27 protein-coding genes are annotated in these 25,538 nt (G+C 63.9%); 12 read left to right on the top strand and 15 right to left on the bottom strand.

From position 1 onward, the window contains the following. Positions 1-176: 176 nt before the first annotated feature. Positions 177-464, top strand: a complete 288-nt coding sequence (locus JQ631_RS09205; protein WP_212328545.1) for a GNAT family N-acetyltransferase — start codon at positions 177-179, stop codon at positions 462-464. Positions 465-530: 66 nt separating this feature from the next. Here the strand turns inward: JQ631_RS09205 and JQ631_RS09200 are convergent, their stop codons facing one another. Then, positions 531-944 carry a DUF3597 domain-containing protein gene (locus JQ631_RS09200; RefSeq protein ID WP_212325623.1) on the bottom strand — a complete coding sequence of 138 codons (414 nt, stop codon included), beginning with the start codon at positions 942-944 and terminating at the stop codon, positions 531-533. 333 nt (positions 945-1,277) lie between these two features. Between JQ631_RS09200 and JQ631_RS09195 the strand changes: the two genes are divergently transcribed. Together JQ631_RS09195 and JQ631_RS09190 are read left to right on the top strand one after the other, a co-directional pair. Beyond that, on the top strand, positions 1,278-2,180 hold the full coding sequence (locus JQ631_RS09195) for a DUF2189 domain-containing protein (RefSeq protein ID WP_212325621.1): 903 nt from the start codon (positions 1,278-1,280) through the stop codon (positions 2,178-2,180). 142 nt (positions 2,181-2,322) lie between these two features. Next, positions 2,323-3,147 (top strand): lytic murein transglycosylase, encoded by an 825-nt coding sequence (locus JQ631_RS09190; RefSeq protein WP_212325619.1) that lies wholly within the window; start codon positions 2,323-2,325, stop codon positions 3,145-3,147. Between the two features lie 74 nt (positions 3,148-3,221). Here the strand turns inward: JQ631_RS09190 and JQ631_RS09185 are convergent, their stop codons facing one another. Then, positions 3,222-3,548: a hypothetical protein gene (locus tag JQ631_RS09185; protein WP_212325617.1), complete on the bottom strand. Its 327-nt coding sequence runs from the start codon at positions 3,546-3,548 to the stop codon at positions 3,222-3,224. Between the two features lie 608 nt (positions 3,549-4,156). Between JQ631_RS09185 and JQ631_RS09180 the strand changes: the two genes are divergently transcribed. The 4 genes from JQ631_RS09180 (at position 4,157) to JQ631_RS09165 (ending at position 7,625) form a co-directional block, all read left to right on the top strand. Continuing rightward, on the top strand, positions 4,157-4,309 hold the full coding sequence (locus JQ631_RS09180; RefSeq protein WP_212325615.1) for a DUF1127 domain-containing protein: 153 nt from the start codon (positions 4,157-4,159) through the stop codon (positions 4,307-4,309). A 126-nt stretch (positions 4,310-4,435) separates the two neighbouring features. After that, entirely contained in the window at positions 4,436-5,863 is a 1,428-nt protein-coding gene (trmFO, locus tag JQ631_RS09175) for a methylenetetrahydrofolate--tRNA-(uracil(54)-C(5))-methyltransferase (FADH(2)-oxidizing) TrmFO (protein WP_212325614.1), read from the top strand. Between the two features lie 7 nt (positions 5,864-5,870). After that, positions 5,871-6,965, top strand: coding sequence for a serine/threonine protein kinase (locus JQ631_RS09170; RefSeq protein ID WP_212325613.1), 1,095 nt, complete (start codon positions 5,871-5,873; stop codon positions 6,963-6,965). A gap of 96 nt (positions 6,966-7,061) precedes the next feature. After that, positions 7,062-7,625 carry a CAP domain-containing protein gene (locus JQ631_RS09165; protein ID WP_249160220.1) on the top strand — a complete coding sequence of 188 codons (564 nt, stop codon included), beginning with the start codon at positions 7,062-7,064 and terminating at the stop codon, positions 7,623-7,625. A 37-nt stretch (positions 7,626-7,662) separates the two neighbouring features. Here the strand turns inward: JQ631_RS09165 and JQ631_RS09160 are convergent, their stop codons facing one another. The 4 genes from JQ631_RS09160 to JQ631_RS09145 form a co-directional block, all read right to left on the bottom strand. Continuing rightward, on the bottom strand, positions 7,663-8,991 hold the full coding sequence (locus tag JQ631_RS09160) for an MFS transporter (RefSeq protein ID WP_212325612.1): 1,329 nt from the start codon (positions 8,989-8,991) through the stop codon (positions 7,663-7,665). 39 nt (positions 8,992-9,030) lie between these two features. Further along, positions 9,031-9,963 carry a hydroxymethylglutaryl-CoA lyase gene (locus JQ631_RS09155; protein WP_212328543.1) on the bottom strand — a complete coding sequence of 311 codons (933 nt, stop codon included), beginning with the start codon at positions 9,961-9,963 and terminating at the stop codon, positions 9,031-9,033. A gap of 5 nt (positions 9,964-9,968) precedes the next feature. Next, positions 9,969-11,162: a CaiB/BaiF CoA transferase family protein gene (locus JQ631_RS09150; protein ID WP_212325611.1), complete on the bottom strand. Its 1,194-nt coding sequence runs from the start codon at positions 11,160-11,162 to the stop codon at positions 9,969-9,971. 105 nt (positions 11,163-11,267) lie between these two features. Further along, a complete protein-coding gene (locus JQ631_RS09145) occupies positions 11,268-12,110 on the bottom strand; it encodes a LysR family transcriptional regulator (protein WP_349644968.1) in 843 nt (280 codons plus the stop codon). Positions 12,111-12,132: 22 nt separating this feature from the next. On the opposite strand from JQ631_RS09145, the gene JQ631_RS09140 reads away from it, so the two are divergent. Continuing rightward, positions 12,133-12,327, top strand: coding sequence for a hypothetical protein (locus JQ631_RS09140; protein WP_212328661.1), 195 nt, complete (start codon positions 12,133-12,135; stop codon positions 12,325-12,327). A gap of 102 nt (positions 12,328-12,429) precedes the next feature. Further along, positions 12,430-13,608 (top strand): aminotransferase class V-fold PLP-dependent enzyme, encoded by a 1,179-nt coding sequence (locus JQ631_RS09135; protein ID WP_212325610.1) that lies wholly within the window; start codon positions 12,430-12,432, stop codon positions 13,606-13,608. 26 nt (positions 13,609-13,634) lie between these two features. Here JQ631_RS09135 and JQ631_RS09130 read toward each other — a convergent pair whose 3' ends face one another. Next, the gene (locus tag JQ631_RS09130; RefSeq protein WP_212325608.1) at positions 13,635-14,096 is read right to left on the bottom strand and encodes a cupin domain-containing protein; all 462 of its coding nucleotides are present in this window, start codon (positions 14,094-14,096) and stop codon (positions 13,635-13,637) included. 124 nt (positions 14,097-14,220) lie between these two features. Between JQ631_RS09130 and JQ631_RS09125 the strand changes: the two genes are divergently transcribed. Continuing rightward, positions 14,221-15,762: a winged helix-turn-helix domain-containing protein gene (locus JQ631_RS09125; protein WP_212325605.1), complete on the top strand. Its 1,542-nt coding sequence runs from the start codon at positions 14,221-14,223 to the stop codon at positions 15,760-15,762. Between the two features lie 13 nt (positions 15,763-15,775). Here JQ631_RS09125 and JQ631_RS09120 read toward each other — a convergent pair whose 3' ends face one another. From JQ631_RS09120 to yajC, 6 genes are read right to left on the bottom strand one after another with little or no spacing between them, the layout of a single operon-like run. Continuing rightward, the gene (locus JQ631_RS09120) at positions 15,776-17,020 is read right to left on the bottom strand and encodes a threonine ammonia-lyase (RefSeq protein WP_212325602.1); all 1,245 of its coding nucleotides are present in this window, start codon (positions 17,018-17,020) and stop codon (positions 15,776-15,778) included. 45 nt (positions 17,021-17,065) lie between these two features. After that, entirely contained in the window at positions 17,066-17,929 is an 864-nt protein-coding gene (locus tag JQ631_RS09115) for a phytoene/squalene synthase family protein (RefSeq protein WP_212325600.1), read from the bottom strand. Continuing rightward, positions 17,926-18,309, bottom strand: a complete 384-nt coding sequence (locus tag JQ631_RS09110; protein WP_212325598.1) for an Mth938-like domain-containing protein — start codon at positions 18,307-18,309, stop codon at positions 17,926-17,928. The genes JQ631_RS09115 and JQ631_RS09110 overlap by 4 nt, the downstream gene beginning before the upstream one ends. A gap of 60 nt (positions 18,310-18,369) precedes the next feature. Further along, entirely contained in the window at positions 18,370-19,395 is a 1,026-nt protein-coding gene (secF, locus tag JQ631_RS09105; RefSeq protein WP_212325597.1) for a protein translocase subunit SecF, read from the bottom strand. Positions 19,396-19,411: 16 nt separating this feature from the next. Further along, positions 19,412-21,010, bottom strand: coding sequence for a protein translocase subunit SecD (gene secD, locus JQ631_RS09100; protein ID WP_212325596.1), 1,599 nt, complete (start codon positions 21,008-21,010; stop codon positions 19,412-19,414). A 47-nt stretch (positions 21,011-21,057) separates the two neighbouring features. Then, a complete protein-coding gene (yajC, locus tag JQ631_RS09095) occupies positions 21,058-21,426 on the bottom strand; it encodes a preprotein translocase subunit YajC (RefSeq protein ID WP_092229337.1) in 369 nt (122 codons plus the stop codon). Between the two features lie 180 nt (positions 21,427-21,606). On the opposite strand from yajC, the gene JQ631_RS09090 reads away from it, so the two are divergent. Then, positions 21,607-22,611 (top strand): ATP-binding protein, encoded by a 1,005-nt coding sequence (locus JQ631_RS09090; protein WP_212325595.1) that lies wholly within the window; start codon positions 21,607-21,609, stop codon positions 22,609-22,611. Between the two features lie 165 nt (positions 22,612-22,776). Here the strand turns inward: JQ631_RS09090 and JQ631_RS09085 are convergent, their stop codons facing one another. Further along, the gene (locus JQ631_RS09085) at positions 22,777-24,165 is read right to left on the bottom strand and encodes a LysM peptidoglycan-binding domain-containing M23 family metallopeptidase (protein ID WP_212325594.1); all 1,389 of its coding nucleotides are present in this window, start codon (positions 24,163-24,165) and stop codon (positions 22,777-22,779) included. Between the two features lie 109 nt (positions 24,166-24,274). Continuing rightward, positions 24,275-24,925: a protein-L-isoaspartate(D-aspartate) O-methyltransferase gene (locus JQ631_RS09080; RefSeq protein WP_212325593.1), complete on the bottom strand. Its 651-nt coding sequence runs from the start codon at positions 24,923-24,925 to the stop codon at positions 24,275-24,277. 241 nt (positions 24,926-25,166) lie between these two features. Between JQ631_RS09080 and JQ631_RS09075 the strand changes: the two genes are divergently transcribed. Beyond that, positions 25,167-25,538 (top strand): response regulator, encoded by a 372-nt coding sequence (locus tag JQ631_RS09075; RefSeq protein ID WP_212325592.1) that lies wholly within the window; start codon positions 25,167-25,169, stop codon positions 25,536-25,538.

Here is a 25,538-nt window from a genome sequence, read left to right as displayed (position 1 = left end):
GCGAAGCAATCCAGACTGCCCCTGCGGAAGCATCTCGCTCTTCGCGATGACGGCGAGTTTGAGGGTCACGCAATTTGCAGATATCTCCCCTGCGACAATCTCCTTGGTCGCGCCTTGGCAAACGCGGGATCAGGCGCCTAGATCAGAAGACAAGGATGGCTTCGGAAGGATCAGGCATGGCGGCATCGGTGCGCGACAACAAGGACATGAGCCGGTTTGAACTCGATGTCGGCCAAGGGACCGGTCATGAGCTCGCGTTCGCCAATTACCGGCTGACGCCGACGGCTGTCGTCATCACCCACACCGAGACGCCGCGTGCGCTGCGCGGCCGCGGCATCGCCTCCGAGTTGATCAAAGGCGCGCTCGATCTGATCCGCCGCGACGGCCGAAAGGTGATCGCGGGATGCGGCTTCGTCGTCGATTATCTCGACAGGCATCCGGAGGATGCGGATCTCGTGGCCTGAATGAAAAAGGGCCCGCAAAATCGCGAGCCCTTTTTTAGTTGCTTGGCGTCGGCCGATGCGCGTCGGTCAATGCTTGATTTCAGGCGGCAGCTTGCCGCCATTGGCGGCGAGCTTGGACATCACCTGCTTGTGCAGCCAGACGTTCATGCTGGCGGAGTCGTTCATGTCGCCGGTGTAGCCGAGCTCCTTGGCGAGATCTTTGCGCGCAGCCAGGCTCGAATCGACGTCGAGCGCTTTCATGAGGTCGACGATCGAGGTGCGCCATTCCAGCTTCTCGCCCTTATGAGCAGCGACGGCCGCGTCGACGATCGCAGCGACGTCCACCGTTGCCGCGGGCGCGGCAGCCGGCGCAGACGCTGGCGCGGATCCGCCCGGTGCGGCCCCGGCTGGCGCACTGCCCGAGGGTGCGCTGCCTGCGGGCGCAGCGGAAGCCGTATGGCTGCCGAAAATTGCGCCCATGATTTTCCCGAAAATGCTCATGTCTGCTCCCCGAAAAGGATCCCGTTGGAAGGCCCTGAGTGGGCCCTTATAGACGAACTTACGTCGGTGCGCCCGCGAAGTTCCGCGAACCACAAACAGCATGAGCTTATCTGCGGCGAAATGACGACAGGATGACGTCATCGAGGTTGCACTGCGGCAACGAATCTCACCCAAGCGTGAGGGACAGGACTCGGAAATGGGCGTACGCTTCTTCTTCAGCTCGCGATGCCATCCGGAATTCGCGTCTGGTTGGACTCGCGAAACTCAGAAGAGCGGCCGCTTGCGCCGTTGTCGGCGCCGAATTCGGCTGCGTGACAAGGGAGCAAGCCGACCATGGCCACACTCTATCAGGGCAATGTCCCCACGATGGGCCAGACCGCAGACGCGGCTGGACCGGTGATCCGAACCATCCAATTGTCCGACCTGCATGACGCGCTCAAGCGCGGCTGGGAAGATTTCAAGGCCGTTCCAAGCCACGCAATCATTCTGTGCGTGATCTATCCGGTGCTCGGCCTGGTGATCGCCCGCGTGGCAATGGGCTATTCGGTCATTCCACTGCTGTTTCCGCTCGCCGCGGGCTTCGCCCTGATCGGCCCGTTCGCAGCGCTCGGCCTCTACGAGCTCTCCAGCCGTCGCGAACGCTATGAAGAAGCCAGCGCCTGGGACGCCATGGAAGTGCTGCGCTCGCCGTCCTTCAGCGCCATGCTTGGCCTCGGTGTCCTTCTGCTCGCCTTGTTCGTGACTTGGGTCGCGACCGCGCAGGCAATCTACGTGGCGGCGTTCGGCTACGAGGGCGTGTCCGGAATCTCGGATTTCGCGACGCGCGTGCTGACGACATCGCAGGGCTGGTGGCTGATCGTGGTCGGCTGTGGCACGGGCTTCCTGTTCGCGCTCGCGGCGCTCTGCATCAGCGCCGTGTCATTCCCGCTGATGCTCGACCGCCACGCCGGCGCGTTCGAGGCGATGGTGACCTCGCTGCGCGTCGTCGCGAAGAACCCGGTGCCGATGGCGGCCTGGGGCTTGATCGTCGCGGTGCTGCTCGCACTCGGCACGATCCCCGCGTTCCTCGGGCTCGCCGTCGTGATCCCCCTGCTCGGCCACGCCACCTGGCATCTCTACCGCAAGGTCATCGTCTCCGAGCCCGGTGCCCGGCCGGTGCCGCCTCCGCCGCAACGTCCGCGCAAGCCGGCGGCCGACTTCCCGGCCAATCTCTTCCCGTGGCGGAATAAAGAATAGGTCAACGGACAAGCGATCTCATTACGGCCGATCCCCCTCATCTCTGGCGGGATCGGCTGCTCTCAGACGCCTTGCTTTGGCCGCGGTTACATCAGAGATTGCTGTCGTTGGTCATATCCCTTCACGGAATCAATTACCTCTGATGACCCTGACGATTTCTCGTCTCGCTCTCGCAGCCCTCGCCCTTTCAGCCTCCATCGTGTCCGTCGAGCCCGCTCTCGCCGCGGTCGCTTGCGGCTCGGGCAATTTTGACGCCTGGCTTACGGATTTCAAAACCGAGGCTGCCGCCAAGGGGATCTCGCAACAGGCCATCACCGCGGGCCTGGCCGGTGTTACGCTGGACCAGAGCGTGCTCAACCGTGACAAGTCGCAAAAGGTCTTCACCCAGACCTTTGAGGAGTTTTCCGGCCGCATGGTGCCGCCGCGGATGATGCGCGGCTCCAACATGATGAAGCAATACGGATCGGTGCTGTCGCGCATCGAGCAGAGCTATGGCGTGCCGGGCGAAGTCCTGGTCGCGATCTGGGGTCTCGAGACCGATTTCGGCGTCAACACCGGCAAGTTCGCCACCATCCGCTCGCTGGCGACGCTGGCTTATGACTGCCGGCGCGCCGAGCAGTTCCGCGGCGAGTTGATGGATGCGCTGCGCATCGTCCAGCGCGGCGATCTCGCGCCCGCCGACATGAAGGGAGCCTGGGCCGGCGAGCTCGGCCAGACCCAGTTCATGCCGTCATCCTGGATGAAGTACGCCGTCGATTTCGACGGCAATGGCAAGCGTGACCTCCTGCACAACGCACCCGACGTGCTGGCGTCCACGGCCAATTATCTCGCCGGCTATGGCTGGCAGAAGGGCAAGGATTGGCAGCCGGGCAGCCCGAACTTCGCGGTGCTCCAGCAGTGGAACAAGAGCGAAGTCTATTCCAGGACAGTGGCTTATTTCGCCACCCAGCTCGCGCACGCCCCGTAAGACGCGCTCAGAAAAACGCGTAGGGCCGATCGCCCGGCGACCGGCCCTCTCTTGGATTGCGTCGTCCTACCCGCTTACTTGCCCATGGTGGCGTGCATCGCCTTGTTCAGGTGCATGCCGCACGCACCCATTTTGCCGTTGAGCATGGCGTCCTGCGCGGAGGCAATTTCCTTCTGCGCGGCCAGCTTGCCGTCGCCGTCCTGCATTCCCTCGACCGCGGTCTCGGTCTTCTCAAGATTGCCCGAGCTGCAGCCGCCCATGCTGTGCTTGGCAGCCTGGGCCGGCGCGACGGCGAGTGCGACGGCGGCAATTGCAATAACCCCGAGTAACTTCGTCATGATGTTACTTTCCTTCTCTTGTTCTTGGGACAGATCCGGCGACATTGCCGGAATCTGCGACATTGACTTTGCTGCCGACGCGGCAACTTGTCGCAATAAAATCCCCGCGAGAATTGCGTGATGTTGCGCGCCACGCAGAGCCGCATGCGAAATTTCTGATTTTCATTACAACTCTGTAATCAAGATCGCACGTTCAGCGTGTGCGACGCACCATCAAGCTGAAATCCGCTGAGCGATCATAAGTCCCTGCGAACCCCATGCGGGGCGAAGCGACTTCCGAGGCATGAGGGAGCCGGGTCGCACCGCTAACAAATGAATAAGTATTTACATTCATGGGTCCCCCATCATGCGATTCGCGCATGCCGGAGCTAGATCTTCGGGCTAGGCCAAAGCCTTGCAGACCACGGAACTGCAACTTATTTCCTCAGCAATCGGAATAGTCAACCGGTCGGTAAAGCCGTGATTTCACGGGGAGTTATCGTCACGGACCGGTGATTTTGCCCACTTGCTGGGCGGGAGCGCCGAGAGGTTAAACGTCTCTTACCCACGCCATGCATTTCACGCTTAGCTGCATCGCAACATCGGAACTTTTGCACTGCACTTCTCTCACCTATATTCATTTCAACGATGAGGCCCGGGCAAGGGCTGAATCGAACTACAGGAGACTACCAATGCTGCTCTCACTCATCCGCATGATCCAGGCTTTCCGGGACTATCAGCGCAATGTTTCCGAGCTGTCCCAGCTCAGCGATCGCGAACTGGCCGACATCGGCCTCGATCGCTCGGACATCCCGCGCGTTGCCGCCGGTCAGTTCCAGGGCTGAACCTGTTCAGCCCTTCATCGGTCGAACCGATAGCGCCCGCCTCGTGCGGGCGTTGTCGCATCCGGTGGCAGAAAACTCGATCTCGGCGATTCCACTGACCGCCGAAAAGCGCTACCTGTCCGCCCCATGACAGGACCCCTATCCCAACCCGTGCACGTCATCGGCGCCGGCCTTGCTGGCTCCGAAGCTGCCTGGCAAGTGGCCAAGGCCGGCGTGCCCGTGGTGCTGCACGAGATGCGGCCAGACCGCATGACCGAGGCGCATCGCACCGACGGGCTTGCCGAGCTCGTTTGCTCCAATTCGTTCCGCTCGGACGACGCCGCCAACAATGCCGTCGGCCTGCTCCATGCCGAGATGCGCCGCCTCGACTCGCTGATCATGCGCGCGGCCGACGCCAACCAGGTGCCCGCCGGCGGCGCGCTGGCCGTGGACCGCGACGGCTTCTCCGCCGCAGTCACCAAGGCGTTGAACGACCATCCCCTGATCGAGATCGCCCGCGGCGAGATCAAAGGCCTGCCGCCGGCCGAGTGGGGCAACGTCATCGTCGCGACCGGGCCCCTCACCTCGGCCCCGCTGGCCGATGCCATCCGCGAACTCACGGACGAGAATGCCCTCGCCTTCTTCGACGCCATCGCGCCGATCGTGCATCGCGAATCCATCGATATGTCGGTGGCCTGGTTCCAGTCGCGCTATGACAAGGTCGGCCCCGGCGGCACCGGTGCCGACTACATCAACTGCCCCATGACCAAGGAGCAGTATGACGGCTTCGTCGCAGCGCTGATTGCCGGCGAGAAGACCGAGTTCAAGGAATGGGAAACCAACACGCCCTATTTCGACGGCTGCCTGCCGATCGAGGTGATGGCGGAGCGCGGCCCCGAGACGTTGCGCCACGGCCCGATGAAGCCGGTCGGTCTCACCAATCCGCACGATCCCACGACGAAGGCTTACGCGATCGTCCAGCTGCGGCAGGACAACAGGCTCGGCACGCTCTACAACATCGTCGGCTTCCAGACGAAGCTGAAATACGGCGAGCAGCAGCGCATCTTCCGCACCATCCCCGGGCTTGAGAAGGCCGAGTTCGCCCGCCTCGGCGGCCTGCATCGCAACACCTTCCTCAACTCGCCGAAGCTGCTCGACGGCCAGTTGCGCCTGCGCGCGCAGCCGCGGCTGCGCTTTGCCGGCCAGATGACGGGCTGCGAAGGCTATGTTGAATCCGCCAGCGTCGGCCTGATCGCCGGTCTCTATGCGGCGGCCGATGCACGGGGCGAGCGACTCGCGAGCCCGCCGATCACAACAGCCCTCGGATCCCTGCTCGGCCACATCACCGGCGGCCATATCGAGACCATCGAGCCGGGCACGCGCTCATTCCAGCCGATGAACATCAATTTCGGCCTGTTCCCGCCGCTCGCAAGCGCCCCCACCAAGAAGCCCGACGGTACGCGCCTGCGCGGCAACGAGAAGACGGTGGCCAAGAAGCAGGCGATGAGCGCATTGGCGCTGGCCGATCTCGATCGCTGGATCGCCGATCATTTGCGCATCGCCGCAGCCGCGTGAGTTTTTGATGAGTCTCCCGAAAGACGACGCCGCGATGCTCTCGGCGCGCTGGACCGAGGGCGTGCTGCTCAAGCGCGACGTGTTCTCGACCGTCGAGCGCGGCCGCTTCAAGCATGACACAGTTGAGGTCGATGCCGTGCTGCGCCGGCTCGACGAAGTGCCGTGGTGGTCGTTCCTGCTGGCGCGCCATCTGTTCGCACGCGAGAAGCACGCGCTGGCGCTCGCCAAAGGTCTCAACGTCGGCCCCGAGCTGCTGTGGGCCGGCCGCCGCGCGCTGGTGCGCGGTTTCGTCGATGGCGTCGCGCTACATCTGGCAAAGCCGCATGGCGACCTCGCCTATTTCCGTTCGGCCAAGGCGGCGCTGCGCCGGCTGCGTCGCGCCGGCATCTGCCACAACGATCTCGCCAAGGAGCAGAACTGGCTCGTTGGTCGTGATGGCCGCGCCTACGTCACCGACTTCCAGCTTGCGGCCTGCTTCAACCGACGCGGCCGGCTCTATCGAATCCTCGCCTATGAAGACCTCCGGCATCTGCTCAAGCACAAGCGGTCCTATGCGCCCGAAGCGCTGACGCCGCGCGAGCGAAAGATCCTGGCGAAGAAATCCTTCGCCGCGAGCCTGTGGCTGGTCACCGGCAAGAAGGTCTATCGCGCCATCACCCGCGGCCTGTTCAATTTCACCGACCGCGAGGGCGGCGGCCGCCGTCTCGTCAACGATGCACCGGTGCTGGCCGCGCTGATCCGGCAAAACCCCGCCGTGCGTGACACCGCCATCGTCGCGTTCGCCGATCGCCGTTCCGGCGTCGGGCTCTATGCCTTTGTCGAGGCCGATCAGGCTGCCCTCGAGAGCCAGCTCCGCAACGCGCTGACGGCTGCCAAGGGGCCAAAGCCGCCGGAACATATCCAGGTCGTTCACGCGCTACCGCGCGATCCCAGCGGCAAGCCGCGTACCGAAATCCTGCAGCTGGTCGCCATGAATCAGCTCGACCTGATCGAGCCGATGATGAAGAACGACCAGGACCGGGCGTTCCTGAAGGACATCCTGGAGCAGCGCAAGAATCTGCGCGACCGCTTCAACTTCGAGGCGGACCTGCCGACCGGTTAGAGAACAGGGTACGCGCGGCGCCTTGAAGCGTCCACAATGCCGGTAGAGAAGCCGGAGATTGCACTGACTTGGGGCACAATGACGAGCTGGGGGACCATGAGGCGCCGCGCGACGTTGCTGATTGCGGGCCTGATGCTGCTGGCGGCCGCGCCTGCGGGGGCTGCGGAGTCCGCCGCCGAACAAATCTCCGGCTTCCGCCTGAAGCATGGTGAGGGCCGCGTCGTGCGCGACACAACGCTTGACCGCATCGCGATGGACCAGGCCCGCGCGATGGCAGCCAAGGACGATCTCAGCCACGATGCGCTCGGCCCGTTCAACAAGCGCGTCGCGCCATCAGGCGCCGGCCGCGCCGCCGAGAACATCGCCTACGGCTACGACAACTTTGAAAAGACGCTCGGCCAGTGGATCGATTCCTCCGGGCACCGCAAGAACCTGCTGCTGCACAACGCCTCCCGCGTCGGGATCGCGAGCGCGAAGAATGCCAGCGGCAAGCGCACCTATTGGGCCATGGTGATTGCCGGCGACTACGAGCTGAAGCCGGGCAAAGGCAAAGGCAAGAAAGACAGCGAGCCGCTGGTGGCCGTGAAACGCGAGGTCACGCCCACCGGCAAGCCCAAAGCCACCAATTGCCACGTCAAGCTGCTCGGCCTCTGCATCTGAGGCGCAAGGATTCGGCCAAACGCGGCACCGGCCCCGCCTAGTGCGGTTCCGCCACGTCGCTGGCCTTCAGGTCGCGCGGAAGCACCGTCAGCAACAGCACTGCACAGAGCACGCACAAGCCGCCGATGACGTAGAGCGCCGGCGTGGTGCTGCCGGTCGCATCCTTGACCGAGCCGACCATGACCGGGCTGACGATGCCGCCGACCTGCCCCAGCGTGTTGATGAGCGCGATCCCGCTCGCCGCGCCCGCGCCGGCGAGGATCTTCGGCGGCAGCGTCCAGAACGTCGGAATGGCCGCGACCACGCCGCCACCGAGAATGGCGAGCGCCGCAACCAGGGTGACGACGTTCCTGTCGAAGGCTCCGGTGGCGAAGAATCCGACTGCGGCCGCGAGAATCAGCCCTGCGACGAATTTAGGACGCTCGCCTGAGGCATCGGACAAGCGCCCGACGACCAGCATGCTGATGGCCCCGCAGATGTAAGGCACCGCGGTCAGGAAGCCGACGGCGGCTGCACTGCCTCCTCCAGCCGCCTTGATCAGGTCCGGAGCCCAGAAGTTCAGTCCATAGGACGCGATCTGGATCAAGAAGTAGATGAAGCCAAGCAGCAGCACACCGGGCATGAGCAGAGATCGCCACGCCGAATGGCCGCCGATCCCGCTGTTCTGGCGGTCCAGCTGAAACGAGATCATGCGGCGCTCATCGTTGCTCAGCCACTTCGCCTGCTCGATCCCGTCATCGAGGCGAAGCAACACGACCAGACCCAGAGCAACACATGGCAGGCCGCCGGCGAGGAACAGCCATTGCCAGCCGGCAAGGCCGTACAGCCCATTCAGATAGTTGAGGATGAGACCCGCGATGGGAGCGCCGATGATGCCTGAGAAGGCAGTCGCGAGAAAGAACACCGATGTCATCCGTCCGCGGTGTGATTTGGGAAACCAGAGCGTCAGATAATAGAGAATGCCCGGAGCAAATCCGGCTTCCATGGCGCCGATCACGAAACGGAGCGCGTAGAACTGCCACTCGGTCCGGACGAAAATCATGGCCGCTGTCGCAAGGCCCCAGGAGATCATGATGCGCGCGATCCAGCGCCGCGCACCGAAGCGGTACAGCAACATGTTGCTAGGCACCTCCAGCAAAACATAGCCGACGACGAACAGGCTCGCGCCAAATCCGTAGGCCGTATTGCTGAGGCCGAGATCGGTCTGCAAGGCGGACTTGGCAAAGGCGATGTTGACGCGATCGAAGAACGCGAAGAAGTAGCAGATGATGATCAGCGGCATCAGCCGCCAGGCGATTTTCTTGATGACTTGCTGTTCCGTGATTCCAGTGTCGAGATCGGCGGTAGCCGCCGTAGCAATCGTCATGGTTTCCTCCAATTTGTTTTGAGTTTTGGTGGCAGTCGCTCAGCCGGAGTGCCGCAGACGTTCGGGTATGGGATGCAGATCGAGGGGACGGCCAGCCTTGGCGACCTGCCCCGGCACCTCATGCCCGACCAGCCCAGGCAACCGGAACGAGAGATCGATCAGGCGCTGCAGATCGAGACCGGTGCGCAAACCGATCTCGTGGCAGAGGTTGACGAGATCTTCGGTGCAGACATTGCCGGTGGCGCCCGGTGCAAACGGGCATCCGCCGAGACCGCCCAGCGCCGCATCGAAGCGGCGTGCGCCGGTGTCGTAGGCCGCGAGAACGTTGACGAGACCGAGCCCCCGCGTGTTGTGGAAGTGAAGCGTGAGCCGGTCCACAGGGACCAGCATCAGGACCTCGGCCACCAGTTGCGACACCTGATTGGGATTGGCCATGCCCGTGGTGTCGGCAAGTGTGATGCCGTCGACTCCGAGAGCGAGATAGCGTTTGACGATATCGAGCACCCGCTCGAAGGGCTGCGTCCCCTCGAAGGGACAGCCGAACGCGGTGGCGACGGTGGCATTGACCAGCGCGCCGCCCGCATGCGCCGGCTTGACGATTTCGGCGAGCGCGGCCATGGACTGCCCATGCGTCATGTTCATGTTGGCGCGATTGTGCGTCTCGCTCGCCGACATCACGAAATTGAGCTCGTCGGCGCGCGCCGCCAGCGCCAGCTCGGCACCCTTCGGGTTCGGGATAAGCGCCGTGTAGATCGTGCCCGGACGACGCTCGATGCCCGCGAACACTTCTGCTGCATCTCGGAGCGACGGCACAACTGCTGGCGACACGAACGAGGAGATCTCGATACGGCGAAATCCGATTGCCGAGAGCGAATTGACCAGCTGGATCTTCTTGCCGGTCTCGACCCATTTCGCTTCGATCTGCAGGCCGTCGCGCGGAGCGACTTCCTGGATGATGATATCGGGAGGCATCGCCATCACTGCACCGCTCCGCTCCGGCGCAGCTGCGCGATATCGCCCGCCTGCAAGCCGAGACCCGCGAGCACCTCGTCGGTGTGCTGTCCCAGCGAAGGGCCGGGCCACCTGACCGCACCCGGCGTCTCGGAGAGCTTTGGCGCAATGCCCGGCATCTTCACGGTGACATCGCCCGGCAGCTCGGTCGGCAGGATCATCTCGCGGGCGGCGTAGTGGGGATCGTCAACGATGTCAGCAACCGAATAGATCCGGCCCGCGGGAACATCGGCAGCATCAAGGCGCGCGAGGATCTCATCCATCGTCTGGCGCGTGGTCCAGGCGGTGATGGCGGCATCGAGCAAGGCGTTGTTGCGGACGCGCCCGTCGTTGCTGGCAAGCTGAGGATCGTCGGCGAGATCCGGCCGCCCGACGACCTGCATCAGACGCCTGAAGATCGCGTCGCTATTGCCCGCGATGACGACATGGCGCCCGTCAGAGCTCGGATAAGTGTTGGACGGGCTGATGCCGGGCAGAGCACCACCGGTGCGGGTCCGGACATGACCCATGAGGTCGTATTCCGGGACAAGGCTCTCCATCAGGTTGAACACGCTCTCGTACAGCGAAACGTCGACCACCTGCCCGCGCCCCTGCCCCGTCTTGACGCGCAGCAGCGACATCAGCGCGCCGATCACGCCATGGAGCGAGGCAAGGCTGTCGCCGACGCTGATGCCGACGCGCGCCGGCGGACTGTCCGGATCGCCCGTAGTGAAGCGCAAGCCGCCCATGGCCTCCCCAATGGCGCCAAAGCCGGAGCGGTCGCGATAAGGGCCGGTCTGCCCGTAACCGGAGATGCGCACGAGTGTCAGGTTTGGGTTGAGCTTCGACAGCACGTCCCAGCCGAGGCCGAGCTTCTCGAGGCTGCCCGGCTTGAAGTTTTCAATCACGACATCGGCTTGTGCTGCCAGGCGCAGCGCGACGTCGCGGCCCTCGGGCGATTTCAGATCGATGCCGATCGACTTCTTGTTGCGCGATTGCAAATACCACCAGAGCGACGTGCCCTGATGCAGCTTGCGCCATGTGCGCAAGGGATCGCCGCTGCCGGGCTGCTCGATCTTGATGACTTCGGCGCCGAACTCGGCGAACAGCCGCGCGGCGAACGGCGCGGCGATCAATGTTCCGAGCTCAACGACTCGTATTCCGGATAATGGTCCGTCCACGTCTGGCGCTCCTCGATCTCATTGATCGTGGTGTCGCCGAGCGCGAGGTCCCAAGTCCAATATCCTTTGATGAACACGCGTTCGCGGATGACGAACGGGCTGAAATCAGTGAGGTTTGCTACGCGGCAGGCGCAGATGCTCGAGCATCAACTGGCTCGTCGCCGACAATCCCGCGGGATCCCGGGCCACCAGCACCAGCTCGCGATCGGCCCAGTCGTCGCTCAGCTCGATAGCCGTCAGGTTCATGCCGTGACTGAGCACCTCGAATGCGCGGTCCGGAATCAGACCTATGCCCATGCCGGCCTGCACCATGCGGCACACCGCATCGAAGCCCGGCACGTGAACCCGCAGCCGGATCGATTTGCCGATCTGCTGCGCCGTGTATTGCGATCGAAGATAGATCGAGCTCGCCGCGAACAGGCCGACATGGTCGTAGTCGAGCGTATCGGCGAACGAGACGTCTCCTGCCGATGCGAGCGGATGATCCGACCGTACCACGATGACGAGCCGGTCCCGCCGATAGGAGAACCGCTCCAGTCCACGCGTCGACACGTCGGCCGAGCAGATGCCGATTTCGGCCACGCCCTCCTCGACTCCCCGAACGACATCGGCGCTCGGACGCTCCTGAAGATCGAGCCGCACCAGTTCGTGGGACCTGAAGAAGCCGGGCAGATCGTCCGGCAAAAACTCGACGATGGACGACAGATTGGCCAGCATCCGCACGTGCCCGCGCACGCCGCGAGCGTGTTCGGCCATGTCGACCGCGATCTTCTCGACATTGAGCAGTGTCACCCGCGCATGATGCAGCAGCGACTCTCCGGCCGGCGTCAGCGCCATGCCGTTCGGATGCCGCTCAAACAGTGCGACTTTCAGCACCTCCTCGAGATCGTGCATGCGTTTGCTGACGGCGGACGGCGCGATCGCCTCCCGCTGCGCGGCGCGCGTCAAATTGCCTTCCTCGCAGATGGCGATGAACAGCCGCAGCGTCGTAAGGTCGATCCGTCGGGTGATGTCGACCTTGGGCGCCCCACCCGCCGAGCGCGACGATTGTGATTTCTCTTGCATCATCGATTTTCCGATGCGGCAGGATACAGCCTTCGACCTTGTCGGATTTCTCAAATTCCAGGCCGATAGCCGGACGGATTGGAACGAGATCTCAAAATGAGGCTATAATCCGCGATTTTATTCCAAAGGCCGAGCCAGCTTGCTCGTGCGCGTCATCGCGCCTAATTCAGTGAAGTGGGATGGCAGAGGCGGAGACCAGCACTTGATCGATATCGACCGAATCCGGGCCGACACGCCGGCCACCTCCCGGCGCACATATCTCCACAATGCCGGCGCAGCCCTGATGCCCACGCCCGTCGTCGCGGCGATGAAATCGCATATCGATCTGGAGAGCGAGATCGGCGGTTATGCCGCGGCTGACCGCGAGTCCGACCGGCTTGACGCAGTCTACGGCTCGGTAGCGCGCCTGCTGAACGCCGCGCCGGACGAGATCGCGCTCATGGAGAACGCGACCGTCGCCTGGCAGATGGCGTTCTATGCGCTGCCATTTCGTGCCGGCGACCGGATCCTGACCGCCGAGGCGGAGTATGCCGCCAACTACGTCGCGTTCCTTCAGGTCGCCAAACGGACAGGCGCGGTCATCGAGATCGTGCCGAGCGATGCCAGTGGCGAGCTCGACATTCAGGCCCTGGAACGGATGATCGATCCGCGCGTGAAGCTGATTGCAATCACCTGGGTTCCAACCAATGGCGGCCTGGTCAACCCAGCCGCAGCCATCGGCAAGATCGCGCGCGTGCACGGCATTCCCTATTTGCTCGACGCCTGCCAGGCGGTCGGGCAGATGCCGGTCGACGTCGAAGCGATCGGCTGTGACATGCTGTCGGCCACAGGCCGCAAATTCCTGCGGGGCCCGCGCGGCACCGGCTTCCTTTACGTCCGCCGGCGGCTGCTGCAACAGCTTGAGCCGTCGATGATCGACCATTTTGCGGCGCCATGGGTCTCGCGAGACCACTATCAGCTCCGCGACGATGCGCGCCGGTTCGAGACCTGGGAGAACAATTACGCGGCGCGGCTCGGGCTTGGCGCGGCCGTCGACTATGCCCTGGCGATCGGCATCGGCCCGATCGAGCAGCGCTGCCGTCTGCTGGCCGACCGCCTCCGCAGCGGACTTGCCGCCATCCGTGGCATCAAAATTCGCGATCTCGGCCGCACGCCGGGCGCCATCGTCAGTTTCACAATGGATGGCCACGAGGCGGACGAGATCGTCAGCAGCGCCGCCGAGGCCGGCATCACCATCGGCGCGTCAGATCCGTCGAGCACCCGCATCGACGCGGAAGTCCGCGCGCTGCCGGTGGTTGTGCGGGCGTCCCCACATTACTACAACACGGAAGCAGAGATCGATCGACTGATCGCCCACGTGGCAGCTCTGGCACCGCGATAGTATGACATCGAACTCGCGGCGTGAACCTAAGCTCTTGTCGTCAGCGCCGACAATTGGTCGGTGTCGAAGCGGGCGCGCAACTCGCTGATGGCTTTCGCATCGGGTGGTCCGCTGGCGGTCAGCCTGGCCAATTCCTCGAAGTAATGCTCGTGCCCCGGCGGCGAAACGGTCATCAGCACGCGCGCGGGCTTGTCGCTGACATTGGTGATGTTGTGGGGAACACCCGGTGGAATGAAAAGGTAGGTCCCCGGCGTGGCCCGGACAACCTCTTCAGCGACGTGCCATTCGCACTCCCCTTCAAGCATGTAGAAGGTCTCTTCCTGCACACGATGAACGTGCCGGCCCGTGGCGAATCCGGCCGGAATCGTCCAGTCGAACATGCTGGTGTGACGGGTGTCCTCCCCTGTCACCAGAAAGGCCATCGGTTGGCCGCGCAGCATCACTCCCCTGGTTTCGCCGGGCCGGCGGACGATTGGCTTTGCATTCATGGGGTCCTCCCTGGCTTTTCGCATTGCGCAGTGACGGCAACATCATGGGCCGCCTGCTCCGGGAAGTGGCGAAGCAGTGCGGAAAACATTGCAAAAAACCTGCGAAATGTGCCCTTCTTGAGCGATGGCCGCGATCCTTGAATTTGGTCCCTTCCGCCTCGACGCCGATGCAGGGATTCTTTTCCGCGGGGCCGAGCCGACTCCGCTCGGCCAGCGCGCTGTTTTGCTCCTGGCACTGCTCGTTCGGCGGGCGGGCGCGCCGGTATCGAAGGATGACTTGATCGAGGCGGCTTGGCCCGCCCAGGCCATCGAGGAGAGCAATCTGACCGTCCAGATGGCCGCCGTCCGGCGCGCGCTGGCGGACGCCTCCGGAGAGGCGCAATGGATCGAAACACTGCCGCGACGCGGCTATCGCTATGTCGGTCCGGCGGCGACGTTGTCCGACCCGGAGAAGGTATCCGCACCATCGCTGACATTGCCCGACAGGCCATCAATTGCAGTACTGCCATTTACGAATCTGAGCGGCGATGCGGCGCAGGACTATTTTGCCGATGGAATGGTCGACGACATCATCACCGGCCTGTCTCGCATCAACTGGTTGTTCGTGATCGCGCGAAACTCCACATTCACGTATAAGGGCCGCGCGGTCGACGTGAAGCAGATCGGCCGCGAGCTCGGCGTTCGCTACGTGCTGGAAGGCAGCGTCCGGAAGACCGGCGGCAATGTGCGCATCACCGGTCAGCTGATCGATGCCTCGACCGGCATGCATGTGTGGGCCGAGCGCTACGATCGCCAATCCGACGATATTTTCGCTCTTCAGGACGACATCGCCATATCCGCCGTCGGCGCCATCGCGCCGAGCCTGCGCCGCGCCGAAATCAACCGGGTCAAGCGCAAGCGGCCTGACAGCCTTGATGCCTATGACCTCGTCCTGCGGGCCCAGCCGGATGTTGATTCCGGCATGCCCCAACAGGTGACGCAGGCGCTGGTGCTGCTGGACCGGGCGACAATGCTCGAGCCTTCCTATGCCTTGGCGCACGGCAATGCTGCGATGTGCCATCATTGCCTGTTCCTCCGCGCCGGTCTGCAGGAGACAAACCGCACAGCTTCGATCATGCATGCACGCTCGGCCATCGCTCACGGGCAGGACGACGCGGTTGCACTCACGCTGGCGGGATTTTCGATCGGAATGGATGGACACGACCGCTCCGCGGCATTCACCGCACTCGATGCGGCGCTTTCGATCAGCCCGTCGTCGGCGCTGACTTACATCCTCGGCAGCGTCATGCTGGGCTGGGGTGGCGATGCCGACCGCGCCATCGAATGGAGCGAGCGCGGCATGCGGCTCAGCCCGTTCGATTCCTGGGCCTTTGCCGCTTTCGACGCACAGGCGATGGGGCACTTCCACCGCGGCCGTTTTGAAGAGGCCTGTCGCGCCGCTTATCGCTCCGTTCATGCCAATCCGCGCCACAGCATCACGCATGTGCAACTGGCGGCGTCACTCGCAAAGCTCGGCCGATTGCACGAAGCAAGAGCAGCCGCAGCCCGGGTGCTGGAATTGCACCCCACCTTCCGCTACGGCCGTCAGTTCAAGGGCGTCAACTGCGCCCCGGCGCTAGCAGCGTCGCTTGGTGAGGCCCTCCGTGCCGCGGGGCTGCCGGAGTGACCTCCAGTTCGTCTCAAGTACAGCGCGCGCTCAATCCGGATGCGCCGAGCTTGGCCATGACCTCGTCGAGATGGGCGCTGTCGCGGGTCTCGATGACGAGCTGCAACAGTGTCGCCTTCGCCGGCAGGTCCGAGAAGGTCCGCTGATGCGAGACCTCGATGATGTTGGCGCCGGCTTCCGCGAGTAGCGCCGCGACCGCGGCCAATTGGCCGGGCCTGTCAGGAATATCGAGAGAGAGCTGCGTCAGCCGCCCCTCGCGCGCGAGCTCGCGCGTCAGCACCGAGGCGATCAGCCTGGTGTCGATGTTGCCGCCGCTCAGGACCAGACCGACCTTCTCGCCGGCAAAGCGCGTAGGATCGGACATGATCGCCGCAAGGCCGGCGGCGCCGGCGCCCTCTACGACCGTCTTCTCGATCGAGATCAGGGTAGCGACCGCACGCTCGAGCTCGGCCTCGTTGACGAGCGCGATGTCGTCGACAAGGCCGCGAACGATCTCGGTGGTGATCCTGCCTGGCGATTTGACTGCGATGCCTTCGGCGAGCGTATCGCCGCGCGCCGGCAGGTTGCCGTCATGGATGGCGTTGTACATCGAGGGATAAAGCCAGGCCTCGACGCCGACGATCCGCAGCGAGGGCTTCAGAGATTTGGCGGCGATAGCGATGCCGCTGATCAAGCCGCCGCCGCCGATGGGAACCACCAGCGTATCGAGCTCCGGCACCGCCTTGAGCATTTCCAGCCCGACCGTACCCTGCCCTGCAATGACCAGCGGATCATCGTAAGGATGGACGAAAATCATGCCGCGGGCTTCGCCATGGTTGCGCGCAAACGCAGCCGCCTCCTCCAGTGTCGTGCCGGTCACGACCACCTCTGCGCCGTGATGCCGGGTGTTCTCGACCTTCACCATCGGCGTGCCCACGGGCATCACGATGGTGGCGGGAATGCCGAGGCGCTTGGCATGATAGGCGACGCCTTGCGCGTGGTTGCCCGCCGACATGGCGACGACACCGCGCGCGCGCTCCTCCGGCGTCAATGCCGTGAGCCGGTTCAGCGCACCGCGTTCCTTGAACGAGGACGTGAACTGGAGGTTCTCGAATTTGAGCCAGAGGTCGCAGCCGCAAATGTTGCTCAGCGTCCGGCTGTAGCTACAGGGCGTCTCGACGACGGCGCCGTGAATGGTTTCGGCGGCAGAATGAATGTCAGCCGGCGTAACCGGAAAGCCGCTCAGATCGGGGATCGCGGTTTGGGACAATTCAGCCATGGGACAGCATAGAGCATTTGGCACGGACGCGCGATACGCTGACGGCTATTTGGTAAATTCCCGCGATCGTGATGCCCGCCACAACGTCCATAGCGTGCGCAGTCGCGATACGGGCTGCGGCGCAAAGGGATTGCGTCCCGGCCGCGCCAGGCGATCGAGCTCAGCCCGCGCCTGACTCAACGGCAGGAATGCAGTCCGCGCCGAAAGCGGCAGCTGCGCCAGCAGCGATGAGGCGGTCGCCAGATGTTGACGCGCCTCGCCGATGAGTTGGTCAAGCACGGCATGGAGACCGGGTGTCTCCTTGCCGGCGAACACATCCTCCATCGCGCAGCCATGGCTGGTCAGGAATTGCTGCGGCAGGAACAATTGCCGGTGGGCCGAATCCCGCGGCAGGTTCGCAACCACCTGAGCGATGCCCTGCGCCAGCCCGGCGTGGCGCGCGAGGTGCTCGGCCGCATCCGAAGCTGCGCCCATGATCCGCGCCGCGAGCGCGAACAAGGCCGAAGAGGTCGCCGCCAGATAGCCCTCGAGCGCCGTCATGGTCGGCATCGGATCGTTGTAGAGATCGAACTGATGCTCGTCGACGAGCAGGGACAGCGGCTCCACCGGCAGCTCAAAATCGCGGATCGCGCGCAAGAGTTCCGCCGCCACCGGGTTGCCCTCGGCGCTGCCGTGGACAAGGCCAGAGAACAGATCGGTCCACCATTGAAAGCGGATCTCGCCCGGCAAGGGCTGGCTCACCTGATCGCGGACGCGGACGATCTCGACATTGAAGGCGTAGAGCGCCAGCAGCGCGCGGCGCTCGGCGGCGGGCGCGAACAGGGTCGCTGCATAGTGCGGAAAGTCGTGGCTGCGCACAAGGTCGGCGCAGAAGGTCATAGTATCGGCCGGCGTCGCTGCGCTGCTCATGGCACGGCAATCAGCGCAGCCGCGACGCGGCGCCGTTCGCCGATCATGATGTTGTAGGTGCGTACGGCAGGGCCTGTCTGCATGGTATCCAGCACCACCCTCACCGCCTTCAGGGCCTGGCGCAGTTCCGGGGGGGCCAGCCAGAGACCGGTTCCGGTGCCGACCAGAAGCGTGTCGATGCTGTTGGCAGCCGCAAAAACCCGATCCAGCGAATAGCGGTCGATCCTCGCGGGATCGGTCACGTCCCAGGCCCAGATCGCGTCGGGCAGGCAGAGCAGCGAGCCCCGGTGCGACATGCCGGCGAAGGCGAAGCCGCCCTTGCCATAGGCCTCGATCGGCGCCGAGCGCGGGAAATGGGGAGCGTTGGGATCGCCGGCCATGAGCTTCGTCCGAATGAGCTGACTACCCTCGCAAACTCATGCGAGGGCATGCAGTTCGGATCATGCCTTGTTTTTCTTCGCCGGCGGAGCCTCTTCTCTCGCATCCTCGCGATGCTCGCCGACGCCGAGATAGATCAGGATCGGCGCTGCGATGAAGATCGAGGTGTAGGTGCCGACCAGCACCACGCCGAACATCATGACGGCCGTGAAGCTGTGGATCGCATGGCCGCCGAACAACAACAGCGCGAGCAATGCCAGCGTCACGGTGAAGTGGGTGATGATCGAGCGCGACAGCGTCGAGTTGATGGACTCGTTCAGCAGCTGCGGCATCGGCATCTTCTTATAGCGCCGCAGCATTTCACGAATACGGTCATAGATGACGACGGTGTCGTTGAGCGAATAGCCCAGAATGGTCAGAAGCGCCGCGATGCTGGTCAGGTCGAAATCGACCTGGCTGATCGACATGAAGCCGATGGTCAGCACGATGTCGTGCACGTTGGCGATCATGGCGCCGAGCGCGAACTGCCATTCGAACCGGAACCAGAGATAGATCAGGATCGCGCCGATCGCGAGCATCAGACCGGCCATGCCCCAACCCAGCAACTCGCCGGAGACACGCGGCCCCACCACTTCGACGCGGCGATATTCCACGGAATCGCCGAGGGCACCGCGCACCTTGTCCACGGCTTCCTGCTGTGCCTTGTCGCCGCCCGGCTGCTCAGCAACGCGAAGCAGCACGTCGGCCGCGCTGCCGAATTGCTGCAGCTGGACTTCGCCAAGGCCAAGGCTGCCAAGGGTCGTGCGCATCTGCGCAAGGTCGGCTTCGCCGGATTTGGCCCGCACCTCCATCAAGGTGCCGCCCTTGAAGTCGATGCCGAAATTCAGGCCATGGGTAAAGAACAGCGTGATGGCGAGGATCGACAGCGCCGCCGAGATCGGGAAGCTGATGCGACGGAAGCGCGTGAAGTCGAAATGCGTATCGTCTGGCACGATGCGCAGCGACGGCAGGACGCCGAGCACGCTGACCACGGTCAGCACGGCAATCAGAACGCCAAGAGAGATGAGAACGAGATGAGTAGTGGTCACAGCCGGCCTCGAATGATCAAATCGGCACAGTCTTCGGCCGCTTCCATTGCACCCACCACGCCACGATCAGGCGGGTCATCGTGAAGGCGGTGAACACAGTGGTGATGATGCCGATACCGAGCGTTACAGCGAAGCCGCGCACCGGTCCGGTGCCGATCATGAACAGCACGGCAGCGGCAATGAAGGTCGTGATGTTGGAATCGAGAATGGTCGCAAGCGCTCGCTTGAAGCCGGCGTCGATGGCCGAGATCGGGCTTCTCCCGCCGCGCAGCTCCTCGCGGATGCGCTCATAGATCAGCACGTTGGAGTCGACCGCGATACCGACCGTGAGCACGATGCCGGCGATGCCGGGCAGCGTCAGTGTGGCGCTGAGCAGCGACAACAGGCCGAAGATCATCGCGACGTTGATGGTCACCGCGATGTTGGCGAACACGCCGAACAGCCGGTACGTCAACAGCATGAAGACGACGACCAGAATCGAGCCGACATAGGCGGCAAGCTCGCCCTTCTCGATCGAGTCCTGGCCGAGGCCCGGACCGACGGTGCGCTCCTCGACCACCGTGAGCGGCGCCGGAAGTGCGCCTGCGCGCATCAGGATCGCGAGATCGTTGGCGGACTGGACCGTGAAGCTGCCCGAGATCTGCCCCTGCCCGCCCGTGATCGGCTCGTTGATCCGGGGTGCAGAGATCACCTTGTTGTCGAGCACGATCGCGAAGGGCAGCCCGACGTTCTCTTGCGTGGCCTGCGCGAACTTGCGCGCTCCCGACGTATTGAACTTGAAGCTGACGACCGGCTCGCTCGTGCGCTGGTCGAAAGTCGCCTGAGCATCGATCAGATCGCCGCCGGCGACCAGGACCTGCTTCTTGACCACATAAGGGGTGGGCGGCGGCGACGCACTCATCAGCAGTTCGGATTCCGGCGGCAACTTGCCCTGCTGCGCCTGATCCGGCGACACGGACGTGTCGACCATGCGGAATTCCATCTTGGCGGTCTTGCCGAGAATTTCCTTCAGATGTGTCGGATCTTGCAAACCCGGCACCTGCACCAGGATACGGTCGTTACCCTGACGCTGGATCACCGGCTCGACGGTGCCGAGTTCGTTGACGCGCTTCTCGACGATCTGGATCGACTGCTCGATGGTCTTGCGCAAGCGCTCGATCATCGCGGCCTCCGGAATACTCAGGCGGATCAATCCGCCACCGGCATCGGCGACTTCAAGGTCGCGCTGGCCGCTGGATCCCATAAGGCCGCCAATCGGCTGCGGAAGCTCACGCAACTTGGCCAGCGCCGTCTGGGCGTCCGCATCCTTGAGGCGCACCTCGACGGCATCGCTTTTCGTTACGAGACCCGTGTAACCGATCTTGGCCTCGCGCAGGACGCGACGGACGTCGTCGCGAACCTGATCGAGCTTTTCCTTCTTCACATAGTTCGAATCGACCTCGAGCTGCAGAGAGGAGCCGCCCTGCAAGTCGAGACCCAACACCAGGCGCCGCTGCGCCCAGGTGGGCCACGATTTGACCTGCGCCTCGGGGAAGAAGTTCGGGACCGCACAGAGGCACACGATCAGCGCCAGCAGGATAATCCCGAGCGCCTTCCACCGCGTGAAATACAACATCGACTGGACCTGTCAGATCAGGAGATTTGAGATGCTCGCGGACGCGCTCACTTCGCCGCGGCGTCGTCCTTGGCGCTTTCCTTTGCGCTGTCCTTGGCCGGCTCGCCCTTGGCGCGCACGCCCGAGATCATCGACCGCATCTGGCGCACGCGCACGCCGTCGGAAATCTCGAACTCGATCTGGTCGTCATCGACGACCTTGGTGACCTTGCCGACGAGGCCGCCCGAGGTCACGACGGTGTCACCGCGACGGATGTTCTTCACCAGCTCGGCATGGTCCTTCACCTTCTTCTGCTGCGGGCGCAGAATCAGGAAGTACATGATCACGAAGATCAGGGCGAACGGCAGCAGCGACATCAACATGCTGTTGGTGTCACCGGCGCCCGCGGCCTGGGCATACGCAGGGGTAATCAGCATTCGGACGATCCTCGTGGAAACAGGGGAAGCCGGTCAGGCCTCGACGGCGACCGGTTCGGTCAAATTCGCGCGGACTATAGCGACCACCGCCCCAATTGCAACGCTGCCAGACGGCCCATTTGGCCACCTTGCGGCGCGCCGTCAGGCCCGATAAAGGCTGCATTCTCAGGAACTTCGGACATGCCCAAAAAACCAAGCAAAAGCCCGGCCGGCAAAGGCCCCCGTACCCCTGCCACGAAGCCTGCCCTGGTCGCGGCAAAACGCCCCAAGGCGGCCGCAAAGATGGCTCCCAAGGTTGCGCCCAAGTCCGCCCCGGACCTCGCCCAGGACCGCATCGTTCGCGCGCTGGAGACCATTGCCGCGCACCTCGCCGCCCAGGGCAAGCCGGCCGCCGACAGCGAGTCGTTCGAACGCGCGGATGCCTATGTCTGGCACCCCGACGGCCGCCTTGCCGCGGTGCCGCGGGTCAGCCGTGTCGAGCTGTTCCTGTTGAAGGGCGTCGACCGGATGCGCGACATCCTGATGGAGAACACCGAGCGCTTCGCCAACGGCCTGCCCGCCAACAACGCCCTGCTCTGGGGTGCACGCGGCATGGGCAAGTCGTCGCTGGTCAAGGCCGCGCACGCCAGCATCAACGCCGATCGCAAGGCCGCCGACAGGCTGAAACTGATCGAGATCCACCGCGAGGATATCGAAACGCTGCCGATGCTGATGGAGAAGCTTCGCGAAGCCGACTTCCACTTTATCGTATTCATCGACGACCTCTCCTTCGACGGCAACGACGCGTCCTACAAATCGCTCAAGGCCGTGCTCGAAGGTGGCATCGAGGGGCGGCCAGAGAACGTCATCCTCTACGCCACCTCCAATCGTCGTCATCTGCTGGCGCGCGACATGATCGAGAACGAGCGCTCGACCGCTATCAATCCCGGTGAAGCGGTCGAGGAAAAGGTCTCGCTGTCGGATCGTTTTGGCCTGTGGCTGGGCTTCCACCGCTGCAGTCAGGACGAATATCTCGCCATGGTGCGCGGCTATTGCAGCCATTTCGGCATCAGGGTTGATGACGAGGCGCTCGAGCGCGAGGCCCTGGAATGGTCGACCACCCGCGGCTCGCGTTCGGGCCGCGTCGCCTGGCAGTTCGTGCAGGAACTGGCGGGCCGGCTCGGCGTGAAGCTGACGGCGAAGTAGCCGAGGCTGCCGCTCCGAACTCAACTTTCATCGCCCGCCTTGTGCGCGCTTGCGCACTGGAGCGGGCGATCCAGTTCCAGAAACGATTGTAATCAATCGAGAGGCTTCGGCGTACTGGGGCGCCCGGTCAAGCCGGGCGACGACAGCGCTTAGGCGACTTCGGCCTCACGCGCCGTTCAGGAATTGAAGCGGGTCAACCGGGCTCGAGCCCTTACGGATCTCGAAGTGGAGCTGCGGCGACGCCACCTCCCCGGATTGACCCGACTTGGCAATGACCTGACCGCGCTTGATGGTATCGCCGCGCTTCACCAACAGCTCACTCGCATGGGCATATGCGGTGACGTAGCCGTTGGAGTGCCGAACCAGGACCAGATTGCCGTAACCCTTCAGCTCGTTGCCGGAATAGGCAACGACACCGTCTTCTGCCGCCTTGACCGGCGTACCCTCGGGCACCGCAACATTGATGCCGTCATTGGATTTGCCATTGGTCTTTGCGCCATAGCTCGTGATCACCTTGCCGCGCACCGGCCAGCGGAAGGTCGGCAACGAACTGGTGGTCTCCGCCGCCTTCGCCGGTGCCTCAGCAGCGGGCTTCTCGTCGATATTGGCGGTCGCCTGGGCCAGACGTGCGCTCTGCACCGGTTGAGCGACAGCGGCCATCTTCGTGGCGGGCGCGGGAGCGACCGGCTGCAACGCAGCCGCAACCGGCGCTGCGGCAACAGGTGCCGGTGCAAGCGGAGCCGCAACAGCTGCGGTCTTGGCGCCCGGCACGGTCAGCTTGGTGCCGAGTTTGAGCTTCGCAGACGGCTGGAGACCGTTGGCACGAGCGAGCTCTGCCACGGAGATATGGTTGTTGCGCGCGATGCTGGCGAGCGTATCGCCGTGATTGACGAAGTGGGAGCTGGATGGCGCGGCCATGGCAGCAACCGGCTTCGGCGCCATCGCGGGAGCCGCGGCGACCGGAGCCATTGCCGGCGCGGCAGCCGTCGCACCGGGATGCGGAATGACCAGCTGCTGGCCGGGCGAGAGCGCGCGTGGCCCCTTGTAGCCATTGGCGGCCATGATCGCTTGCGGCGTAACGTGGTAGCGCTTGGCGAGCACGTCGAGCGTGTCGCTGGTGCCGACGATAATCCTGGTCCCGCCGACCGGCTGGGCGGCCGCGACCGAGCGCGACGGCACCGTACCGGTAGCCTCAAGACGCGGCTGGGCCGGCGGCGTGTAGGAGCCAAGGCCACGCCCGCCTCCCGAGACGCCCCCACCCGAGGCAACCGGATAGGATTGCGGGGCGCCGACCGCCGGAGGCGGCGGTGGCAGAGCCTGGGACTGATAATAGCCGGGCTGGGTCTGCGGCCGCGCATATTGCGGCAGCTCACGCTGCGGAGGCGGAGCCTGCTGCACCGAACCGGTCGATTCAGCGAAGGGGTTGGAGAAGTTCGACTGGGACAGCCGCGACGACATGTCGGCACTGCACCCTGCGAAACTGAAGGAAATCAGCGCCAGCACCGCCACCTGCGGTACGCGGCGCGAGTAAAGCAACTCGGCGACAACGGACATGGTTACTCACTCGTACGCAACAGAACTCGTCTTTTAAGTAAACACGTGCCGAGTAAATAACGGCTTAACCCTCCCAATAAGATGTTGGATGCACAGCCGATCCGGAATTCTACAGCTCCCGCGCCACACCGGGGAGCGCCGGCACGAAGCGGACCTCGACGAGTTCCCTGCGTTCGATCCCGGCTTCGCCGCGGATCAGGCGCGTCAGCATCTGTACGCCCTGATGCGGGCCGACCGGTGCGATCAGGATGCCGCCGAGTTCGAGCCGGTCGACCAGATTCTGCGGAATCTGCTCCACCGCAGCAGTGACGATGATGCGATCGAACGAACCGATGTTCGCAGGCAGATTGAGGCCGTCGCCGAGCATCACCTCGACATTGTGACAGTCCAGCTTTTCGAGTCTTGCGCGCGCGGCGTCCGCCAGCTTGCGGTAGCGCTCGACCGTCAGTACTTCGCGCGTCAGCCGCGACAGCACGGCGGCCTGATAGCCCGAGCCGGCACCGATCTCGAGCACGCGGTGCTGCTTCTGGAGCTGAAGCTGCTCGGTCATGTAGGCAACGACGAAAGGCTGGCTGATGGTCTGCCCACAGGCGATCGGCAGCGCGCTGTCACGGTACGCGCCGTCGCGGTCGGACGCCTCGACGAACAGCTCGCGCGGCACCTCTTCCAGGGTTCGCAACACGGTCTGGTCGCTGATGCCGCGGCGCCTCAGCGTGAGCTGAAACATCATCTTTTCCGGCGGGGGCTGATTGGAGATCATCTCTGCTTTTGTCGTCTCGTCCGGGGGCGGGTTGATGGTTTTGGCGCCGAGGCCTGAAAGCCAGAATCTTGTTCCTGCTCAGGAACCCATGATAGCCTCCGGGCTTGGCATTTGACCACAAATCGGCTTGCAGCGGACGAGCGGCGACTGCCATTTTCAAGTGTCAGTTGGCCGAAACGCGCATTGCGTCGATTCGTGTTATCTGCGAACGTTTTCGGGAATGGGCAAGGACTCAACGACAATGACCGCGACAGGGCTTTCCGGCCGCTCTGTATTCCTCGTCGAAGACGAGGTGATGATCCGAATGATGGTGGCGGACATGCTGGAAGAGCTGGGCTACAAGGTCGCAGCCGAAGCCGGCGATATCACCGAGGCGATGCGGCTCGCCCAGGCTACCGAGTTCGACATCGCCATCCTCGACGTCAACGTCAACGGCAAGGTCATCTCGCCGGTCGCCGACGTCATCAAGGCCAAGGGCTGCCCCTTCATCTTCGCCACCGGCTACGGCTCATCGGGCCTGCCGGAGCAATATCGTGACCGGCCGGCGCTGCAGAAGCCGTTTCAGCTGGATGCGCTGGGCAAGACCATCGAAGCCGCGCTTCGCGGCGACTAG

The sequence above is a fragment of the Bradyrhizobium manausense genome, assembly GCF_018131105.1.
Classification (GTDB): domain Bacteria; phylum Pseudomonadota; class Alphaproteobacteria; order Rhizobiales; family Xanthobacteraceae; genus Bradyrhizobium; species Bradyrhizobium manausense_B.
Note: the sequence above shows the minus strand (reverse complement) of the source record. Positions and strands in the feature narration are given on the sequence as shown.